General features: G+C 58.4%; 18 protein-coding genes and 5 pseudogenes. 7 read left to right on the forward strand and 16 right to left on the reverse strand.

Translation table 11 applies throughout. The features are described from left to right. From GNZ12_RS17670 to GNZ12_RS17685, 4 genes are all read left to right on the forward strand, one after another. Nucleotides 1-764 (forward strand): radical SAM protein (locus tag GNZ12_RS17670; protein WP_172312013.1); only part of this gene is annotated, 764 nt, incomplete at its 5' end. After that, the gene (gene hpnK, locus GNZ12_RS17675) at nucleotides 764-1,636 is read left to right on the forward strand and encodes a hopanoid biosynthesis-associated protein HpnK (protein ID WP_172312016.1); all 873 of its coding nucleotides are present in this window, start codon (nucleotides 764-766) and stop codon (nucleotides 1,634-1,636) included. The genes GNZ12_RS17670 and hpnK, both read left to right, overlap by 1 nt. Further along, nucleotides 1,633-2,640: a lysylphosphatidylglycerol synthase domain-containing protein gene (locus GNZ12_RS17680; protein ID WP_172312018.1), complete on the forward strand. Its 1,008-nt coding sequence runs from the start codon at nucleotides 1,633-1,635 to the stop codon at nucleotides 2,638-2,640. The genes hpnK and GNZ12_RS17680 overlap by 4 nt, the downstream gene beginning before the upstream one ends. A gap of 62 nt (nucleotides 2,641-2,702) precedes the next feature. Beyond that, the gene (locus GNZ12_RS17685; protein WP_172312020.1) at nucleotides 2,703-3,401 is read left to right on the forward strand and encodes an IS6 family transposase; all 699 of its coding nucleotides are present in this window, start codon (nucleotides 2,703-2,705) and stop codon (nucleotides 3,399-3,401) included. 58 nt (nucleotides 3,402-3,459) lie between these two features. Here GNZ12_RS17685 and GNZ12_RS17690 read toward each other — a convergent pair. Beyond that, nucleotides 3,460-3,972: pseudogene (locus GNZ12_RS17690) on the reverse strand (IS5 family transposase); the annotation flags it as partial. Between the two features lie 140 nt (nucleotides 3,973-4,112). Here GNZ12_RS17690 and GNZ12_RS17695 point away from each other — a divergent pair. Then, nucleotides 4,113-4,286 (forward strand): annotated as a pseudogene (locus GNZ12_RS17695) (transposase domain-containing protein); the annotation flags it as partial. A 259-nt stretch (nucleotides 4,287-4,545) separates the two neighbouring features. Here GNZ12_RS17695 and GNZ12_RS17700 read toward each other — a convergent pair. Then, nucleotides 4,546-5,619 carry a porin gene (locus GNZ12_RS17700; protein ID WP_172312022.1) on the reverse strand — a complete coding sequence of 358 codons (1,074 nt, stop codon included), beginning with the start codon at nucleotides 5,617-5,619 and terminating at the stop codon, nucleotides 4,546-4,548. Nucleotides 5,620-5,656: 37 nt separating this feature from the next. Between GNZ12_RS17700 and GNZ12_RS45780 the strand changes: the two are divergent. Beyond that, nucleotides 5,657-5,824 (forward strand): annotated as a pseudogene (locus tag GNZ12_RS45780) (IS30 family transposase); the annotation flags it as partial. Nucleotides 5,825-5,873: 49 nt separating this feature from the next. On the opposite strand, the gene GNZ12_RS44425 reads toward GNZ12_RS45780, so the two are convergent. From GNZ12_RS44425 to GNZ12_RS17740, 9 genes are all read right to left on the reverse strand, one after another. Further along, on the reverse strand, nucleotides 5,874-6,269 hold the full coding sequence (locus tag GNZ12_RS44425; RefSeq protein WP_235993791.1) for a ketopantoate reductase C-terminal domain-containing protein: 396 nt from the start codon (nucleotides 6,267-6,269) through the stop codon (nucleotides 5,874-5,876). A gap of 44 nt (nucleotides 6,270-6,313) precedes the next feature. Next, on the reverse strand, nucleotides 6,314-6,868 hold the full coding sequence (locus GNZ12_RS44430; protein ID WP_235993792.1) for a ketopantoate reductase family protein: 555 nt from the start codon (nucleotides 6,866-6,868) through the stop codon (nucleotides 6,314-6,316). 10 nt (nucleotides 6,869-6,878) lie between these two features. Then, the gene (locus GNZ12_RS17710) at nucleotides 6,879-7,619 is read right to left on the reverse strand and encodes a class II aldolase/adducin family protein (RefSeq protein ID WP_235993793.1); all 741 of its coding nucleotides are present in this window, start codon (nucleotides 7,617-7,619) and stop codon (nucleotides 6,879-6,881) included. An 11-nt stretch (nucleotides 7,620-7,630) separates the two neighbouring features. Further along, complete coding sequence (locus GNZ12_RS17715; RefSeq protein ID WP_172312026.1) at nucleotides 7,631-9,019, reverse strand: MmgE/PrpD family protein; 1,389 nt, start codon at nucleotides 9,017-9,019, stop codon at nucleotides 7,631-7,633. A 27-nt stretch (nucleotides 9,020-9,046) separates the two neighbouring features. After that, nucleotides 9,047-10,066 (reverse strand): TauD/TfdA family dioxygenase, encoded by a 1,020-nt coding sequence (locus GNZ12_RS17720; protein ID WP_172312028.1) that lies wholly within the window; start codon nucleotides 10,064-10,066, stop codon nucleotides 9,047-9,049. 57 nt (nucleotides 10,067-10,123) lie between these two features. Then, nucleotides 10,124-10,447 carry a DUF4387 domain-containing protein gene (locus GNZ12_RS17725; protein WP_172312030.1) on the reverse strand — a complete coding sequence of 108 codons (324 nt, stop codon included), beginning with the start codon at nucleotides 10,445-10,447 and terminating at the stop codon, nucleotides 10,124-10,126. Between the two features lies 1 nt (nucleotide 10,448). After that, the gene (locus GNZ12_RS17730; RefSeq protein WP_172312032.1) at nucleotides 10,449-11,816 is read right to left on the reverse strand and encodes an acyclic terpene utilization AtuA family protein; all 1,368 of its coding nucleotides are present in this window, start codon (nucleotides 11,814-11,816) and stop codon (nucleotides 10,449-10,451) included. Between the two features lie 140 nt (nucleotides 11,817-11,956). After that, nucleotides 11,957-13,360: an MFS transporter gene (locus GNZ12_RS17735; protein ID WP_172312034.1), complete on the reverse strand. Its 1,404-nt coding sequence runs from the start codon at nucleotides 13,358-13,360 to the stop codon at nucleotides 11,957-11,959. Nucleotides 13,361-13,469: 109 nt separating this feature from the next. Beyond that, nucleotides 13,470-13,994: a MarR family winged helix-turn-helix transcriptional regulator gene (locus GNZ12_RS17740; RefSeq protein WP_172312036.1), complete on the reverse strand. Its 525-nt coding sequence runs from the start codon at nucleotides 13,992-13,994 to the stop codon at nucleotides 13,470-13,472. Between the two features lie 230 nt (nucleotides 13,995-14,224). Between GNZ12_RS17740 and GNZ12_RS17745 the strand changes: the two are divergent. Beyond that, a pseudogene (locus tag GNZ12_RS17745) lies at nucleotides 14,225-14,494 on the forward strand (hypothetical protein); the annotation flags it as partial. A gap of 201 nt (nucleotides 14,495-14,695) precedes the next feature. On the opposite strand, the gene GNZ12_RS17750 reads toward GNZ12_RS17745, so the two are convergent. From GNZ12_RS17750 to GNZ12_RS17770, 5 genes and pseudogenes are all read right to left on the reverse strand, one after another. Next, the gene (locus GNZ12_RS17750; protein ID WP_172312038.1) at nucleotides 14,696-16,324 is read right to left on the reverse strand and encodes an electron transfer flavoprotein-ubiquinone oxidoreductase; all 1,629 of its coding nucleotides are present in this window, start codon (nucleotides 16,322-16,324) and stop codon (nucleotides 14,696-14,698) included. 424 nt (nucleotides 16,325-16,748) lie between these two features. After that, nucleotides 16,749-18,071 (reverse strand): IS1182 family transposase, encoded by a 1,323-nt coding sequence (locus GNZ12_RS17755; protein WP_172312040.1) that lies wholly within the window; start codon nucleotides 18,069-18,071, stop codon nucleotides 16,749-16,751. Nucleotides 18,072-18,690: 619 nt separating this feature from the next. Then, nucleotides 18,691-18,972: pseudogene (locus GNZ12_RS17760) on the reverse strand (methyl-accepting chemotaxis protein); the annotation flags it as partial. Beyond that, nucleotides 18,965-19,333, reverse strand: a complete 369-nt coding sequence (locus GNZ12_RS45300) for a cache domain-containing protein (RefSeq protein WP_407947707.1) — start codon at nucleotides 19,331-19,333, stop codon at nucleotides 18,965-18,967. The gene GNZ12_RS45300 and the pseudogene GNZ12_RS17760, both read right to left, overlap by 8 nt. Further along, complete coding sequence (locus GNZ12_RS17770) at nucleotides 19,312-19,731, reverse strand: PaaI family thioesterase (protein ID WP_172312046.1); 420 nt, start codon at nucleotides 19,729-19,731, stop codon at nucleotides 19,312-19,314. Before GNZ12_RS17770 ends, GNZ12_RS45300 begins: the two co-directional genes overlap by 22 nt. Nucleotides 19,732-19,795 lie beyond the last annotated feature (64 nt).

The following is a 19,795-nucleotide window of genomic DNA, read 5'->3' on the forward strand; positions in this document are numbered from 1 at the left end:
GCGGGCATCGCTACCGCACGCGTTCGACCGAGAACGTGCTCGAAGAAGTGAAGTGGATTCGCGACAACATGCCTGAAGTCAAGGAGATCATGTTCGACGACGACACCTTCACCGACTTCAAGCCGCGTGTCGAAGAGATCGCTCGCGGCCTCGGCAAACTGGGCGTGACGTGGTCCTGCAACGCGAAAGCGAACGTGCCGTACGCGACGCTGAAGATCATGAAGGAAAACGGCCTGCGCCTGCTGCTGGTTGGCTACGAGTCTGGCGACGACCAGATTCTGCTGAACATCAAGAAGGGTCTGCGCACCGACATCGCGCGCCGCTTTAGTGAAGATTGCCGCAAGCTCGGCATCAAGATCCACGGCACCTTCATTCTGGGGCTGCCCGGCGAGACGCAGGACACGATCCAGAAGACCATCGAGTATGCGAAGGAAATCAATCCGCATACGATCCAGGTGTCGCTCGCCGCGCCGTATCCCGGCACGACGCTCTACAACCAGGCGGTCGAGAACGGTTGGCTGGAAGAGAACAAGGTCATCAACCTCGTCAGCAAATCAGGGGTGCAGCTCGCGGCGATCGGCTATCCGCATCTGTCGCGTGACGAGATTTATCACCAGCTCGAAAACTTCTATAAGCGCTTCTATTTCCGTCCGTCGAAGATCTGGGAAATTCTGCGTGAGATGCTTACGAGCTGGGACATGATGAAACGGCGCCTGCGTGAAGGCGTCGAATTCTTCCGCTTCCTGCGCGCGCACCAAGCGTGATGGAGAGCGTATCCGGTGACCGCGCGCAGCAGCATTGGCAACCGCAGCGCCGGCTCATCATCACGGCTGACGACTTCGGTCTGCATCGGCGTGTCAACGAAGCCGTCGAGCTTGCGTGCAGGCACGGTGTGCTGACCGCGGCAAGCCTGATGGTCGGCGCGCCCGCCGTACAGGATGCCGTTCAGCGGGCGAGGAATCTTCCCGGCCTGCGGGTCGGCCTGCATCTGGTGTTGGTGGACGGCGCGGCAATACTGCCGCGCGCCGCGATTCCGGCGCTGGTCGACGCCCAGGGACGCTTCGGCGACAACATGGTGCGTGACGGATTCCGCTTCTTCTTTTTGCCGCACGTACGCGCGCAACTCGCGATGGAAATCCGCGCTCAATTCGATGCTTTCGCGCGAACCGGTTTGCCGCTCGATCACGTCAATACGCACAAGCACTTTCACATGCACCCGACGGTGCTCTCGCTGATCCTGAAGATCGGCAAAGAGTACGGCATGCAGGCGATGCGCCTGCCTTGCGAGGCCGACACGCCTGTGTGGCTCAAACCTTGGGTTGCACAGATGCGCGCACGCCTCGATCGCGCCAACATTGCGCATAACGACTACGTGGTTGGGATTGCCCGCACGGGACAGATGGATGAGAACACGCTGCTTGACGCGATAGCTCGCCTGCCTGCCGGCGTCGGCGAAATCTACTGCCACCCTGCCTCGCCGGGAGACGGCGCGCTCACGGCGGGAATGCAGGCGTACCGGCATGCGGACGAACTCACCGCGCTGCTGTCCACGCGTGTCGCCGCGGCACTCGACGCCACGGGCGCCGTGCGCGGCGGTTTCGCCGACCTGTCCACCGGACGTTCGCAAACGGCATGAAGTGGCTCAAATGGGCTGGGTTGCCGATCGGCATTGGGCTGCTGCTGGTCCTCGCTTTGCAAAGTGGCGTCGGCGACGTGATGCATACGATTGGAAGGGCCGGGTTTGTCCTGCTATGGCTCGTGCCGCTGCATGCGTTGCCGTTATTGCTCGACGCTCACGCGTGGCGGCTTCTGCTCGACAAGCGGGCGCCGCTCTGGTTTCTATGGTGGGTCGCCACCGTGCGTGAGGCGGTGAGCCGTTTGATGCCGGTTGCGAGCATTGGCGGTGAAATTGTGGGCATCCGGCTGGCGCGATGGCGCGTGCCCGACACCTGCAGCGTCAGCGCATCGGTGATCGTCGAGGTACTGGTGACGATGGCCGTCCAGTATGCGTTTTCAGCGCTGGGGATTGTGCTGATCGTCGTATCGGCACAGCAGGTCGATGCATTACGGAGCATCGGCGTGGCGTTTCTGCTATCCATTCCCCTGCCGGTCATGGCGATCGTGGTCGCGCGCCGCGGCGGCATTTTTCAGGCGATTGAGCGCTGGGCAGCGGGTTTGCTGGGCCATGCGCATCCGCTGTTGCGGAGCATCGACGGAAAGCAGCTCGACCTGGAGATCGACGCGTTGATGTCGCGCGGCGGGTTGTTGCTGCGCAGTTTCCTGTGGCAGTTTGCCGGCTACGCGCTGGGGGCGCTCGAGACATACTGGGCGCTTGCCATGCTTGGGCATCCTATTTCGTTGAGCGGCGCGCTCGCGATAGAGGCGATTACCCAGGCGGTCCGGCATGCGGCTTTTTTCATTCCCACGGGGCTTGGGGTGCAGGATGCAGCGGTTGTGTTGCTCGCGCAGATCTTTGGGGTCGATCGCGACACAGCGCTTTCGTTGGCATTTGTTAAGAGAATGCGCGAGGTCGTGTTTGGATGCATGGCGCTTGCTTCGTGGCAACTGGCTGAGATCGCGCGGGAGCGGATTGCTCGTTCGCAAGTCGGCACAGCGCCGCGTGGGTCGAGTACCCGCTGAGGCTTTGTCGCATTAGGCGTCGGGTATCATGTGCCCTCGCAATACGAACGACCGGACGCTTGATGACGACGCTGAATCCAGCCCTGGCACGGGTGCTCAAGCGTTTGCACTATCCGCTCGATGTGATCCTGACGTGTGTGCGCTGGTATGTGGCGTATCCGCTGAGCCTTCGACATCTGGAAGAGATGATGGCGGAGCGCGGAATCTCGGTCGGCCATTCAATCGTGCATCGCTGGGCCATCAAGGTGTTGCCGGTTCTGGAGAAGGCGTTTCGTTGCCAAAAGCGAGCCGTCGGTCGGAGCTGGCGAATGGACGAAACATATATCAAGGTCCGAGGCCAGTGGAAGTATTTGTATCGCGCAGTCGACAAGGAGGGCAACACGGTGGATTTTCTGCTGCGTGCCCATCGTGACAAGGCCGCGGCGCGGCGCTACTTCGAAAAGTCAATTGACCAGAACGGCGAGCCCGAGACGGTGACGATCGATAAGAGCGGTGCGAACCTGGCCGCGCTGGATGCTCTCAACGCAGAGCGGGAAACGCCGATCAAGATTCGCCAGAACAAGTATCTGAACAACGTAATAGAGCAGGATCACCGGGCGATCAAGCGGCGCACACGGCCCATGCTCGGCTTCAAGAATTTTCGTTGTGCACGCATTCTGTTGGGCGGCATCGAACTCATGCACATGATCGCCAAGGGCCAAATGGAAGACAATGGCGTCGGATACACTCGAGCCGAGCAGCTCTACTCACTGGCAGCATAAGCAATCCTACTTATACTGCCGTTCGTTCGCCATCTTCCCCTTACCGCGACAAAACCTGCATTTCGGGGTCTCGCGCCTTCTCTGCGTTCTTCGTGGAACTGGGCGCACCGATGATGGTGGCATCCACGATCGTGCCGGTGCCAACCTTCAGCCCACGCCTCTGCAGTACCTCGCCGACCTTGGCAAACAACCGCTCGCCCAGCTTGTTGCGCTCCAGCAGCCGGCGCAACTTCAACAGCGTCGTGCCATCAGGCACGCGCTCTCGCCCCAGGTCCATCCCAACGAATCGCCGCAATGCCGTGCTGTTCAGCAGCGCATCCTCGCAGGCTTCATCCGCCAGGTTGAACCAGCGCTGCACAAAGTTCATGCGCAGCATACGTTCAAGACCAACTGGCGGCCGTCCGCCTTGACCCTTGAGATAGTGCAGCTCGACAACCTCGCACAACTGCCTCCAAGGCACGATCTGCTCCATCGTCTCAAGTAACACATCGCGTCTGGTTGGCCGACCGCCTTCTCGCTGCCAACCGGGGGCGCTACTCGCTACGCCGTCCTGCGCAAGACGATCCCGCATGTGATCGACATGCGGGCTGATCGTCGGGTGGCGGCATTCAACACCCGGCGACACGGCGAATGCACCGCAGTAACATCGCCAGGCCGGCACCGAGCAACGAACAGAACATACCCCGCTGTCATGCCATAAGCCAGGGCGGTTTGTACGGCTTGATTGGGAGCTGCAAGCTGAATGGCATCAACCTGCGCGCCTATCCGGAATACGTCCTGACCCATATAGCTGACCACCCAATCAACCGTATCGACGAACTGTTGCCCTGGAATGTGGCCAGCAAATTGCCGAAGCAGGCAGGTCCGGCAGCGTCCATCGCCTGATTGCCAGGGAGATCCAGATAGATCCTGTCCAGGATCGCGATCATGGACAGGATCTTCCCCGATCTACCTGTTAGCCTCCCGATCTCCATCGCGATCATGCCCCATGCGCGCGTATCATTGGGAACGGCCCTCGCGAGGTGCTTACTGTCGTCGCGTCGCTCACTCGTTAACAAAATCTTATCGTGAGAAACGAACTGGCGTCAGTCGCCTAGAGCATGTTATGCACTTACGATCAAACCTGGTAACCCGGCGAGATGATCTAGAATTTCTTACGAAGACCGATGCGCACGCCGACTTGGTTTTCGGTCGAAGAGTAGCCGATGAGGGTACCCGGCGTCGTGTCCAGGAACATACCAGCGCCCATGGCTTGGTTGTTCGTGTGCTGATAGTTGACGGCCAGATAGACGTCCGTTTCCTTGGACAGGAAGTAATGCGCAGTCGTATTGAGCTGGTTGTAGCCGTGGCTCGCGTAGGTCGAATACGTATAGCCGCCCGTCAGCGTGGCGGCCGGTGTCACGAAGTAGGTCGCGCCCACCTCATAGTTGTTGATCGTCGCGTTATGGCCTGCGGCGGTTGCCCGAACCAGCGTCGATGTCGCGTTGCCGAACACCTTGAGCTTGTCGAACCGATAGCGCCCGCCAACTGCCCAGACGCGTTGGCTGTGTCCGCGGAGTGTAATCGTCGCAAGCGAACCAGTCATTCCGGTGACGGCGGTATACGCCGCAGAAACAACGAGCGGTCCTTGAGCAAACTTGAGGCCGAAGCTGGAGGCACGAGGAGCCGCATCCGTTCCGGCGAAGCCACCAGCGACGTTGCTGAAGCCGTACAGGGCACCGAACGAGACGCCGCCCCACGTCGGGCTGACGTACTTGACCGTGTTGTTCAGCTGCTCACCTGCAAGACGGTCCGCGTCGAACAGGTGGAACGCAACCGCCGTCGTACCGTTGGCCGCTGCCGAGTTCTCGACCATGAAGTCCGTCATGAAGTCATATTGACGGCCGAAAGTGAGGACGCCGGCTTTATCGGAGTCCAGACCCACGTATGCCGTACGACCGAACAGAAGACCGCCTTGCCCCATCGCCCCGTTGCTGAGGTTGAAGCCGCTTTCGAGGTTGAACACGGCCTTCAGGCCGCCGCCGAGATCTTCTTTGCCGAGCAAGCCCCAACGGTTACCCTGGAGAATCCCCGAGTCGCTCATCACGACCGACTTGCCCTGCTGATTGTTCACGTAGGTGATACCCGCATCGAGGATACCGTAAAGCGTCAGTGAGCTTTGTGCGAATGCAAAAACCGGCACTTGCAACAATGCAATTGCGAGAAGCGTTTTCTTCATACTGCTGTGTCTCCATTTAGTAGTTTTACCGCTGGGTTATCTGCCCAAAGTCACGGACCTTTCGGTCTAAAATCAGGACGAACTCGACGCCGTCGCCGACAATCTGAACAATCTCCCTCGTGCAACTCACAACTTCCATTCACCATTTGAGGTCTTCGCCGCGACCCTCGTCTCAATAAGTCAATCTCAAGGCTCTAAACATTAAACCCGTTGTTGCGCTTCACCCCTGAAACCGCCGTTCTATTGCGTCCGAGTTATTCTGGATACAAGCCTTTCGATCTAGCATAGAGTCGGGAAATACCCAGCAATGCTTTGATATTCTTGACTTCCACGCCAACCTGAGAAGCGATTTCAACCAGTACAGAAACCAAGGCGTCAAGTTCCAGCGGTTTTCCCGCGACTGAATCTTGAAGCATAGAGGTCCTAAATGCTCCTAGCGCAGCGGTGACTGCATGTCGCTCTTCAGGGTTTGCTCCAATTGGTATTCCGATGCAACTGCCAATGTTGGCCATTTCGGCCATACAACTTGACATGAACTCTCGCACGTACTGATCAGCAAGAATTTTGTCACCGGTTGCGCCCGTAATGGCTGAGATCGGGTTCACAGTCATATTGCCCCATAGCTTGAACCATATCTCCCGTTGAATCAAAGCAGTTTCTTCAACATCGAAACTAGCGTCGCGTAAACACGTCGCTATTTTTTTACACGCTGCGAAGTTTCGCCGCCTCCTGGTTCACCGATAACAATTCTGTTGCCCGCGATACGACGTACGGTTCCCGGATTGGGGATGGTCGATGAGAGATGCACGACCGAACCAATCACAGAGGATGCCGAAATAGACGCTCGCACGACACCTGATGGATCAAGCGACAACAGGTTGAGCGATGCAGCAGGCTCGGGTAGTCCGTGAGCGAACCACCAGGGTATGCCGTTCATGGCAGACAGGACCGTCGTCTCCGGACCGACCGTTGCTGCGATTTGCGGCGCAACGGCTCCAAGGCCGGTAGTCTTCAATGCGACGATCACGAGGTCCTGAGGACCGAGCTCCGCAGGCGTACGCACCACATTGACATTGTGCGACGTGCGACGCTCTTCCCCATCGACGGTTTCGATCAGAGTCAAACCCTGACGCTTCACCGTGTCGTAGGTTTCATTTCGAGCGATAGCGCTCACCTCATACCCGACACCGGCCAGTTTTGCAGCCATAAGACCGCCGACGGCACCCAGCCCGTGAATAGTGATCTTCATCCGTTGGCCCTCATTCGCGCCACGACGCATCAATCTTGTCAACCTGTCGAATCAATGCGTCAAACACATCGCGACCGCCGCCATAGCGCGGATCGAACTGTAATGCGTCTTGACTTGCTTGACGACAAATCGACTCAGGAACGGGAATGGATTCGCCCAGCGCTGCAGTGGCCCATTGAACTTCGCAAGCGCGCTGTAGGGTCCACAGATAGCTGAAGGCCAAGGGGATCGTGTTCCCAATGCTCAGCAATCCGTGATTGCGAAGGATGACCGCTTTCGCGGCGCCGATGGACTGCACGACGCGCGGGCCTTCTTCGGCATGAACCGTGATGCCTTCGAAATCGTGATACGCCACCCGATTGTGAAGTTGGGCCGCATAGAAGTTATTTATCACGAGACCTTGCCGCGAGCAGGAAACGGCCGATCCTGCCGTCGTATGCGTGTGCATTACACAGTGTGCGTCAGGGATTCCGCGATGGATTGCGGAGTGCAGAACGAATCCGGCTGGGTTAGCCCGGTACTTCGATTCGCCGATGATCTGGCCATCGAGATCGATCTTCACCAGATTCGATGCCGTGACCTCGCTATAGTGGAGGCCGGATGGATTGATCAGGAAATGCGATTCCGGACCAGGGATGCGCAGCGTAATGTGGTTGTATATCAGCTCTGTCCATCCAAGCATCGCGAAAATGCGATAGCAGCCTGCGAGTCCGGTCCGCAACGTCTGTTCATTGATCACCTGGTCCGTCATGTGCATTCCCCTTAGTGGCTGATCACGGGTTTACTGGCGTCGAGAAGCGCCGCGACTTTTTTATCCTGAGCCATGTTGTGAATGGCTTCAAACAACGCGGTTTCGTTATCTGCGCCCAACCGTTCAGTGACGAGCAACGTGAATTTCGCGCGCAATTCCTCGTTCGAGAACATGGTCGTGGGCTCGCCCTTCGGCTCGTATACGAACTCGCGCAGGACGTCACCATTCTTGTCGTTAATCTCGACGACCGCCGAGAAAGCACCAGGGAAGTTCCGATTGCATTCCTCGTCTTCGAACACGTCCACACGCTGCATCAGTGCGCGAATCGTTTCGTTTTTCAGGCCCGACTCGTAACTGTCCCAGCCGAAAGTGCCGGTCACGAGCGCAGCGGCGACGCCGAAGTGCGTCGAGAACTGACAATCGACCACGTTCCGCGGATTACGCTTGCGTTTCTGCGGATTTCCGACAACCGCAACGCTACGATCAGCCATGCCCACGCGGACGGTTTCGATATTGCGCACATCGATCTGATGCTTGCTGAGGAGCTTGAATACTGCATCCAAAGGCGCGTGGATGCCACGGCAGCACGGATAGGGTTTGACACCCGACGACATGATTTCCCACACTTCGCCGAGACCGGCCAACGCCGCTGCCGGATTCGGTTCGGGCGAGTATGCGTTGAAGAAACCTTCACGGCCTTCGAATGCCTGTGTCGCTCCGGTGTAGTTGTTGCGGGCGAGAACTGCGGCCATGAGACCGCCAGCCGAAGCATGGCCCACGTGGAAACGTTTCGTCCATGCGCCGTTCACCGAGAACTGGCCCGTGCCCGCCGACTCGCTGAGAGCCGTTCCGAACGCGTGGCCCATTTGCTCCGGTGTGAGTCTCAGGATATTGCCCGCGGCGGCCACCGCGCCGAATACGCCGGTAGTTGCCGTGAGGTGGAAGCCGCGCTCCGAATGCTTGGTGGGGTTCACACCATAGGCGACGCGAATCATCACCTCATAACCGGCGACGATGCCCGCCAAGAGTTCGCGGGTCGTAGCGCCTACCATCTGGGCCGCCGCCAAAGCAGCCGGAATCACGGGTGCGCCGGGATGGAGCAGTGATTTCGCGTGCGTGTCGTCGAAATCCAGGCTGTGTGCCGCGGCGGCGCCGAGAAGCGCTGCACCGAAAGGGGTCCACGTATCGGTATTGCCTGGCACCCGGCAAATACCACCTGAAAGGCCCAGGTCCCTCAGACCCTGTTCGAGTGCGAGAGTGGAATCCAGGGTTTGCGAACGGATTATGATACCCAGCAAGTCCATAAACAGCAGACTTGCGCGTTCACTGACTTCGGCGGGCAGGTCCTCGAAACGAAGTGCCGAACTGAATTGCGCCAGTTTTTCGGTCACGGGATACATGGACGACTCCTTTTCTATTAAACGTTATTACGCGTCTTTCTTCGGCGCTGCCGGGATACCGCGACGAACGAATTCAGCGAAGTCCGGCGACAGTTGTACGCTGTTTTCGAGGTTGACCCACATGCGCAGAAGATATCGCTTGCGGCCGTCTTCGTGATCGAAGTATTCCGAGCGCGAGTGGAGGGTCGCAAAGTTGTTGATGACCTGGATATCGCCCGGCTCCAGCATCATGTCGATACGGAAGTCCTCGCGCGTGCCGAGATCGTGCACGTAGTTGATCGCTTCCTGCTGGATTGCAGTCAGCGGCACCCCACGCTTCTTCGCGCCGGTCTCGATGATCTTCTTCGCGAATGCGCAGTTGACACGACCGTTGTTGTACTCGAACACCGGAATCAGCGACGCCGTGACTTCATTCGCGTCGTGGCTCGGGCCATAGCCACGGTAGTCGTGGTAAAACCCTTCGTACAAAGCTTCCAGATATTCCGGGTGGTTTTGAACGATGTGGTTGTGAATCGCCGCCGTGCTGCACAGGCCACTCATGCCGCCTTCCCTCGCCTTTTCCACGCAGAGGAGAGTAACGACGTCGGCGAGGTCCGTGTGCGGGTCGAGCATGCGGTTCGTCGTGTTGTTACGGCGATTCGGGTCGTCGTCCTTGAGTGCCAAATCCGTCACCGCTGCAACGAAGTCGCCGGCAACGTTGTGCGAGATCACTTGACCAATGTGGACACCCACGCCCCAGTAGATGGTCTTGAGTTCGTCGAGCGAGTAACGCTCAACCGGGAAACCACGCAGGAGAGCGAAGCCCCGCCCATTGCGAATCTGATTGTCGATTTCCGCGAATGTGGCGCCCAGCGAGCCCAGATCGAACTGCTCTTTGCCGAACGAACCCCACGACAGGCCCTGATCTTGGACCTTGCGGAGTGCGGTATCGACAGCCACGATATCCGACTCGGTGAATTTGTAAATCCACGAAGGATCGTTTTGCAGATCTGCTGCCTTCCAAGCGTAGGCGTCGGTAATCAGTTCACGAAGAATGGGTTTCGTCATAGTGCATCTCAATATTTAAGCGAGGCGTGAATTAATTCACACCTCGACGGGAAGTCGTCAAGCAGCCGGAAGATCCGGGACTTCGACGTTGACCAAAGGCCCGAACTGCTGACCTCCGAACAGATCCGTATCGGCCGGGTCACCACTCGTCACCAGACGCGGCACTGTCACCTTGATCGCGTTCGCCGGCTCGTAGTTGAATAGCCGGACCTTGCTTTCATCGACGCTGAAAAACCGCGCCATCGATTCCTTCTTAATCACACCGCTCGCAACTACGCGATCGTAGGTGCGACGATCCGGAAACATAATGTCCAGCGTCAGGAGGAAGGGACCCGCATTCTTGGTGCGGATCAGTTTTGCCAAATCGCGAAGGCGTGCCATATCAAATATCCTCGTAACGGATCGGATGCAGTTCAAGCGGGTGGTCGAGTTCGACCACGTGATTCAGGACGAATTGATACGCCTCACCCAACGACCAAAAATGCGGGGCGATGGGGAAGGCGAGATTCGACAACAGGCCTTCCCATTGCGGAACTGAGTGGTGAAGCACCATGTGAGCGGCTTGGCCAGCGATCGCGTAGGCGATTTCTTGCGTCTGTGCGAGCGTAACCATCAGGAGTCCGACTTCATTCCCGATCGTCGGATTCGGTTCGCGTGCGCCGAGGACGCCGCTGCGCCCGTAGATCTTGTAGTCGATCTGATACTGGCCGCGAATCGATTCACCATAGACGGCCTCGATGTTTTCGGAAATATGGTCTTGGAGACCGCCGAACCAGCTATCGAATTGCTCCAGGATAACCGGGTCGCGCACGCCGCCGAGGACCATGGCGCGGTAGCCGATCTTCTTCGCCCCCTCCAGTTTGACCGTGTAGGGCTTCGGATTGAACTGCGAACCCGTAACGCGAACACGTCGCTCGTCAACGGCTTCGTATTGAGCGTTCGTCAGATCCATCTCGCCGCCCGGTTCGAGCATGCGATACGGATCAGCCGTCTCATACAAAGCGTGGGCAGCAACACTCAACGGCGAGCACTGTTGCTGCGGGCTGACCGGTTCGAGCGTGAAGTCTTTCTGCGTGACGGTGCAGATCATGCCTTCCGGCTTTTCCATGGTGACGACAGCTGCGCCACCACATTCCATGATCTTTGCTGCGTGCCAGCAAAGACCAGCTGGGAAGCCCTTCGCAACGGGAACGGCCGCGAAGATTGCAGCATCCGTCGAGCGGCCGGCCAGCACGACGTCCGCACCGCCTTCCAGCGCCGCAACGTAAGCCTCTGCACCCATCATCGCAACGATATGGTCCGCGTCCTTGAAAACCGATTCGTCGATTTCCGGGGCCGGGTCCAGCGCCTTGATCTTTCCGTCGCGATACTTCTGGATCAGAGTTTCACGCGGAACTTCCGATTCGATAATCGCCGTCTTGAAGTGGAGACTCTCTTCCCGGGCGATCTCCTGAACGATTTCCCACACCCAGTTCAGGTTCCAGTTGCCACCCGATCCCCCGCAGGAACCGATGAACAGCGGGACGTTAATCGACCGCGCTCCAGTGACGAGAATGCGAAGGTCGCGCTTGATCGCCGCACGCGAAAAGAACGGCTTATTACCGCCGAGATTGGCAGGACCGCCATCGGTCGAACCCGCGTCACAGCCGATGAACGCCAGATCCCGCGACGCGATAGCCGCGAGAAAATGATTTTCGGAAAAACCGACGCCGAGAACACCTGTCGGCGAGAGATATGAAATCGAATCCATTGTGAAACCTCTATGCAGATAATCGGTTTTACTGCCCACTTCTCTCTTGATCACATTTGTTACTGATACGTCATTTTAATGGCGCACTTCTGTTAGGAAAGTGCGCCACCGTTTATGGGGCCTTAATCATCCGACGAGTGCTACGCCGAAGCTTGCTTGTCTGCAATTGAATCCAGTTTTTCCAGCGAAGCTTGATTCGTCTCCTGACCAAATACGGTAACGACGACAGCTTGCAATATCAGAAGACACGCAACGACCGCGACGATCGCCTTCAGACCTCCGAATGCGAACAGTCCGACGACCAGGAACGGCAGATAAACAGACCAAATACGCCCAATGCCGTTACAAAGTGCGATACCACGTGACCGAATCGCAGTCGGGAACAGTTCCGAGGTATATCCGGCCAATGCAAACGTAGCTGTCACATATACCGCGATGAACAAGCAGAAACCAACGCTGACGACCGCTACTGGCGTGCTCTGCATTGCATACAGGACCGCCACAACTGCCACCACTACCGAGAAAACTGCAACGCCTTTGCGTCGCCCGATTTTATCGGCCAGCAATGCCGCGACCACTGTGCCAATCGGTCCACCCGCCGACATAAACAGCGAATACTGCAACGACGTCGAAAGCGACAGCCCCTGCTTCACAAAGAACGACGGCAGCCAGACCAGAAGACCATAGATCGCCGAGAACTGAACGATGGCCAACATGACGCCGATGATCGTCGGTACCCGGAGTCCCTTCTTGACCAAAGCCGTAGCAGACAATTCTTTTTTAGCCGATTTCACCGTGGCAGTTTCGTCATAGTCCGGAAGCACCGTGGTCTCAGGATATTCAGACTCGATTTCGCGGAGAATCGTATCAGCCTCTTCGATTCGGCCTTTCGACTCGAGCCAGCGGGGCGATTCTTTCAAACTCCAACGAATGACCCAGATGATGAACGCCGCTGCTGATGCCAAGCCAAACATCCAGCGCCATCCCTCATGTCTCGGCAACAAAAAGTAGCCGCCCAGAGCCGACGCGAAGATAGCGGTATTGGCGATGAATGCTGTCAGGCCAAGCCAGCGTCCGCGCTTGGACGGCGGCACAAACTCACTTAGGGTCGCGTAGCTAACGACAGCTTCTGCGCCCAAGCCGATGCCCGAAGCAAACCGCCAGATCGCCATAGCGTCAGGGGTATTGACCAAGGCAGTAACCAGAGTAGCGATCGCTACGATTGCCAGGTTTACCTGGTAGCACAGCTTACGGCCGAATTTGTCGCTGAAATAACCCGAGGCAAGCGCACCGACCACCAAACCACCGTAGGTTGCGGACACCACATGCCCAACCTGCGCCATGCTTGCGAACCCGGATTTAACGAGCGCGCCCATAACACCGGCCATCAGGTATACGTCGAAAGCATCGACAAATAGTCCGCCGCCAAGCAAAAACAGCGTTCGGTAATGAAATCGACCGATCGGCAGTCTGTCCAAACGCGCACCACTATGTGCAGTTTTGGATGCAGAATCCATCTGCAATCCCAACTCGCCTTGAGCCATCTACTCGTCTCCTTTTTTGCCGACTAGTTCGTTTATACGCATCTGTCGGCTATGTACCACTGTTAGTGATGAACCCAAAAACTCAAGGTGAGCGATACTGGCGATTTAATCAATCCGCATCAGAATCAAGCATTTCTTCCGCCTTCTTTATCAGTCTCTCAAGTTGTCGGCTAAAAGCCTCTAGTTCCTCCGAGCCGAGTGACCCATAAAACTCTTGCGCCTTCATGGCCGAATACGGAGCTATTTCCGCGAACAATCTCTCGCCCTCTGGCGTCAGCCATAGCAGAGTGCGACGATGATTTTTTGGATCGCGCGAAGTCGAAATCCGACCAGCTTTACGCAATTCGGCCACTGCGCGACTCACATTCATCGCAATAAGACCGGTTGCTTCAGCTATATCCTGCGCAGCGCTACCCGGTTTATTGGCCAAGACAACCATCGCACGCCATTCGTTCAACGAAATAGCATGCTGCTTATGAATTCGCTTAAAGAACGGCTGACTCAACAGATTCGTAAGTTTAAGCAACCGGAAACCAACTACATTCGGAGCCGGCGCAAATTGATTGATTTCGAGCCCTTGAAGATGTCCAGTGATGCCAGGCACTCCTTGACCTTCGATCGAACTCTTTGACATATCTCAACTCCTCTCTACGTGGGTATTTCACTGAAGCATCGGCTAGAGTATGCCTCATTCATTAACAATTGTTAATGAATTTTGAGACTAGGTTTACCACCTAGCAGGGTGCTGAACTAACCGGCGGCAGAGTTCATCCCGGAAGGCCCCTGATGCGCTGATACGGAACGCTCACTTGCCCATTGGAGATCATGCGCGACACCGACACCTTCACCGAGAGTTTGTTTTCCGCGGTGGTGGAAAATTCTATCGGCGTCGTGACGGCTCTAAATCCGTATATCGGCTATTCAAACGCTACGATGGTGGCGCAAGAAGCGCTGGTCTCTGGCCGCGGCGTCGCTGAGATTGTTGTTGAGCGTGGACTTCTGTCTCGCGAACAGCCGGCGTGGGATGCCGATCCAAATAAACTGGGCCGATCCGTGTGGCTGACACGGATCGTCGCAAACACGATAGCGGCCCCGCTCGAACACGCCGGCAACGCCCGTTGCCCTATAGTCTGAATGCTTCACTTGCTCCCGCCCCTTGCCGGTTCGGGCTTCCTTTATTTCGTTCGGATTGCAATGGAAATTGCGCTGCAACCTCGCGTTGGCCCGACATTTCGAGGTGCGGTCGGCGGCACATTTTAATGCCGCCTACAGCCGCGTAGTCACCGAGTCTTGTCGAATCAGACTCCTGATTCTGCACATCTCACAGTCTGCCCATCACATGTTCGGATAGTTCGGACCGCCGCCGCCTTCAGGCGTCACCCAGACGATATTCTGCGTCGGGTCCTTGATATCGCAGGTCTTGCAGTGCACGCAGTTCTGCGCGTTGATCACCAAGCGCTCGCTGCCATCGTCGTTCTTCACGAACTCATACACCGCAGCCGGGCAGTAACGTGATTCCGGACCGGCATAGGTCTGCCAGTTCACATTCACCGGCACTGAGGGATCTTTCAGCGTCAGGTGAGCCGGCTGATTCTCTTCATGGTTGGTGTTCGAGATGAACACTGAAGAGAGCCGGTCGAATGTCAGCTTGCCATCCGGCTTCGGATAAACAATCGGCTTGCACTGCGAAGCAGGCTTGAGCATCTCGTGATCGGAATGCTGGTGATGCAGCGTCCACGGCACGTTGCCGCCTAACAGCTTCTGCTCGATGCCGACCATCAAGGTACCGAGGTACAGGCCCTTGCTCATCCACTGCTTGAAGTTGCGCGCACGGTGCAGCTCGGTATGCAGCCACGAAGTCTTGAACGACTCCGGGTACGCGGTGAGTTCATCGCTGGTGCGTCCGGCCTGCACGGCTTCAAACGCAGCGTCAGCAGCCAGCATGCCGGTCTTGATCGCAGCATGCGAGCCCTTGATCCGCGATGCGTTCAGGAAGCCCGCATCGTCACCGACCAGCGCGCCGCCCGGGAATACCAGCTTCGGCAGCGACAGCAGGCCACCCGCGGTGATCGCCCGCGCGCCGTACGACACCCGCTTGCCACCTTCCAGAATCGCGCGGATCGCCGGATGCGTCTTGTAGCGCTGGAATTCCTCGAACGGCGACAGGTACGGGTTCGTGTAACCGAGGCCGACCACGAAGCCCACCACCACCTGGTTGTTGTCCATGTGATAGAGGAACGAGCCACCGTAGGTGTCGTTCTCCAGCGGCCAGCCGGCCGTGTGCATCACCAGACCCGGCTTGTGTTTCGACGGATCGATTTCCCACGTTTCCTTGATGCCGATACCGTAGACCTGCGGATCGACCCCTTCGCGCAGCTTGAATTTGTCGTTCAGTTGACGGCCCAGATGCCCGCGCGCGCCTTCGCAGAAGAGCGTGTACTTCGCGTGCAGTTCCATGCCGAGCTGGAAGTTCTCGGTCGGCTCACCGTCCTTGCCGATGCCGAGATTGCCGGTCGCGACGCCTTTGACCGAGCCATCGTCGTTATACAGAATCTCCGCAGCAGGAAACCCCGGGAAGATTTCCACCCCGAGCGCCTCAGCCTGCTGACCCAGCCAGCGCGTGACATTCGCGAGGCTGATCACATAGTTGCCGTGGTTCTTGAAGTTGTCCGGCAGCGCCCAGGTCGGCACGCTCTTCGAACCGGTTTCGGTCAGGAAGAGGAATTTATCTTCGGTCACGTCGACCGTCAGCGGCGCGCCTTTTTCCTTCCAGTCGGGGATCAGTTCGGTGATCGCGCGCGGATCCATCACCGCGCCCGACAGGATATGCGCCCCGATCTCCGAGCCTTTTTCCAGTACGCACACGCCAATCTCGACGCCTTTTTCAGCCGCCAGCTGCTTCAGGCGGATCGCCGCGGACAGGCCAGCCGGGCCGCCACCGACGATCACGACGTCGTATTCCATCGACTCGCGCCTAGGGGCGAAGTCATCTTCGAGGACTGTCGAGATACACACTGAACCAGATCTCCATGCTTACAGATACTTTATAAATCGCGTCTCATGCGAGCCACGCGACCTTTTCATCCGGGAAAACGTCGGACAGCTCCCGGCGCCTATCTGCACCGCAGACAGGTGACAGTCCCGCTCCCTGCAAACCCGATTCGGCTCATGCGGCTGCCGGCATCCGTAACCCGCTGCCAGGCCAAAGACTGACGCTCAAGCCCGTTCGTTGACTTGCGCTAGGAGTCTGCGCGGCAGACGAGTTTTGAGCTGACAGCGGGGACGCCACAGCGTTCGGCATCGCGACCGCTTTCGGTTTGGCGCGCCGACCTACCAAAGAATGGCTTGGTCGACGACGAAATTGCGTGAGATGGCCCCCTTTCCGGGCTTACGCGTACATCATTTTGGCCATTCGGCGCAGGTTCAACGCCGTGCAGACGAGCTTCCACTCGGCCTGGGCCTTGGCCAGTCCGCGCATGCTGAATTGGCGGAACCCGAGCACGCTTTTTACCCAGGCGTTTGGCGGCTCAGATAGCCATTTGCGTTTGCGATACGCGGCCTGTGTTTCGGCAGACGTGAATTTTTCAGCCATCGCGGCGCAGAGCGGCCGCTTGCTGGCATCGATCTTCACGTCCTTTTTGCCCTCGCGTCCGAGCGCCACGATCAGCTCGGCCGGATGCTCGCGCAATTGCTCGAACGTCGCTTCCGACCGGTAGCCAGCGTCGGCAAGGATTTGCCTGGGATCGGCACCGGCGTCGCGCAGCACGGCAGCAAGAACGGTTGGCAATTGCCCGCTGTCAGCGGCACTGTTGCCCAGCTCGGCCGCGACGATGATGTGGGCAGCCTCGTCGACCGCAGCTTGCGCGTTGTAGGAATAGTCAAAGCCGCCGCCGGCATGCTTCATGATCCGGCTTTCCGGATCGGTGAAATTTTCCTGTGCGTCGGGCTTCGGCTCGCCGAACTTGTACTTGAAGCGCGACTTCTTTTTCGGCTCTCCGTCGGCGTCCGGCGGCGCATCGTCGTCACTGCGACCGCGCGCGATATCAGTCTGACGCTGGCGCTCTTCCAGGCGTGCGCGTGCAGCGCGAATCACCGCCAGGCGGTCCTCGCGCCGCGTGATCTCGGCCGGGATATCCAGCTCCGGCTCATTTTTCTCGGCGGCGTCGGCCGCCTTCGCTTTTGCCAGCAGAGCATCGATCTGCTCTTTCAGCTCAAGCTCGACCTTTTTCATCCGCTCGTAGCTCATCGCCTTATGGCGCGATGCGTTGGCCTTGATCTTGGTGCCGTCGACCGCGACCGTGCCGAGCTTAACCAGGCCGCACTCCCTGGCCAGTTTCACCACTTGCACGAACAAGTCCGACAGTTCTTTGAGGTGAAAGGCGCGGAAGTCGCACAGCGTCCGGTGCGCCGGATAGTTGCCCGCCGCCAGGACCCGGAACGCGACATCCTCATGCAGCTTCCTGGCCAGCTTGCGCGAGGAAAACACACCGGTCGCGTAGCCATAAACGAGCACCTTGACCATCATGGCCGGATGAAAGGGCTGGTTGCGCGCACCGCCGCCGGCATACCGGGCATGGAAGGCGGACAGGTCGAGCGAGTCGACCGTATCGCTGATGAAGTAAGCAAGGTGGCCTTCAGGCAGCCAATCTTGCAGCGCATGGGGCAGCAGGAACTGCTGTTGTGGATCGTAGGGAAGATAGCTCGTCGTCATCTGCCTACAACGTTTACAACAGGCAATCGGATTACCGCGCGGCTTCTGCCGCGCAGACTCCTAGCCGCGCAGGCGTAGTGAAGCGATCAGCCCGGGACTTCGTCGCCTAGAAATTGCGGTATGTGGTCTGCGCTCGCCGCCGGCGAAGAGATGGATCGTGCGATATTCATCGCTGGTCGCTTGTATTCCGGCGGGAATACACACCACGAACCCTCGTCGTGACGAAAGAACACGAACGCCAGCCTACCTGACGGGCGATCGGCCTCCACACATACATAGCGCCACTGCTTACGGCGCGAGTGACCGAAGCGTGTCACGCGAGCATGCTTCGCAGCGTCCGGTCCCAACCAATTCTCAACCAGCGCGCGCAATGACTTTTCCCGGGTGCCCATTTGTTCCTCCGACTACTTCGATCCCTCTATGCGCCTGCGAAACCTGGCGATGCGAATGCTACCTGACGGTGAGACGATAAAAGCGAGACTATCCCGCCCTGTAAAGCTGGAGCTGCAATACCTGCACCGCTCACCGGGGATACGACCATTAGCTGTCTTCCGCGGACTCGCTTATCGAACTTCCAACCGTTCAATTGGCATGGCGGATCACACTTCATTCCCCGTTGCTAGCCTGGTAATGTGAAACGGCCAATTGCATCGCGCAGGCTGGCGACCTGATCGCGCAACGAGTGCGCGGCAGCCGCAGCCTGTTCGACCAGCGCTGCGTTCTGCTGCGTCACCTCGTCCATCTCTCCGATCGCACGGTTCACCTGCTCGATGCCCGCGCTCTGTTCCAGCGACGCGCAGCTGATTTCGTCGAGGATTGCGTGGACGCGCGTGACCGCCTTCACGATGTCGGCCATCGTCGCGCCTGCATTTGATACCTGCTCAGCGCCCACCTCAACCGATCACGAGATGCGAATCGATGATCGCCACATAGCCGTCCTCGCCATAGCGCAGGTCGGCCAACGCCGCCAACGCCTGCCTGCGCGCGTCCACGGCGCTCAGCGCACCCTTCTGCGCGAGCCGATAGTAGTGGCCGGCGAGGCTCTGGGCCTGCTGCACGAGCGCCCGCAACTGCTCGCAGCGATCGGCGAGCATGGACCAGCGCGCCTGCCACGCGCCAAACGCGCCGATCAGCACGAGGCCGATCCACAGCAAGGCGACCATCGAAAGAAGCTTGCGGTTCCACGTCATTTTCATAGATGAGGAAGGCGATACAGTTCGGCCCGACGCGCGCGCCGGGCTCAACGCGCGACGATCATGCATACGGCCGACGCCGTTGCAACGAGCTTATCGTCCTGCCACAGCTCTCCGTTCACGTTGCACACACCGCGCCCCCTGCGCACCAGCGTCGCCCGGCCAACCAGGCTGCCGGGCTTCGCGGGCCGCAGGAACGAGGTGTTCAGGCTAAGCGTGGCGCACTGTTCGCCTTCAGCCAGTGTCGACGTCACGAGCGTCGCCGTCACGTCGTCGAGCATGGCGCACAGCATGCCGCCCTGCACCTGACCTGCCGGGTTGAGGAACGCCGGCGCGCCCACGTACTGCGCCTCAAGCGTGCCGTCTACAAGTGACAGGAATCTCCCGCCAAGCGTTGTCGTCACCGCCGGCAGCGAGCCGTTCGTGCCGTACAGGCGCGCGAGAGTCTGTTTCTCATCGATTTCCATTGATGGTCTCCTATTTTCGAGGCAGCTTGGGGTTCGAAGCCCAAGCGCTTTTCGCATTGCTTCG

The sequence above is a fragment of the Paraburkholderia solitsugae genome (assembly GCF_013177695.1).
GTDB classification, from domain to species: domain Bacteria; phylum Pseudomonadota; class Gammaproteobacteria; order Burkholderiales; family Burkholderiaceae; genus Paraburkholderia; species Paraburkholderia solitsugae.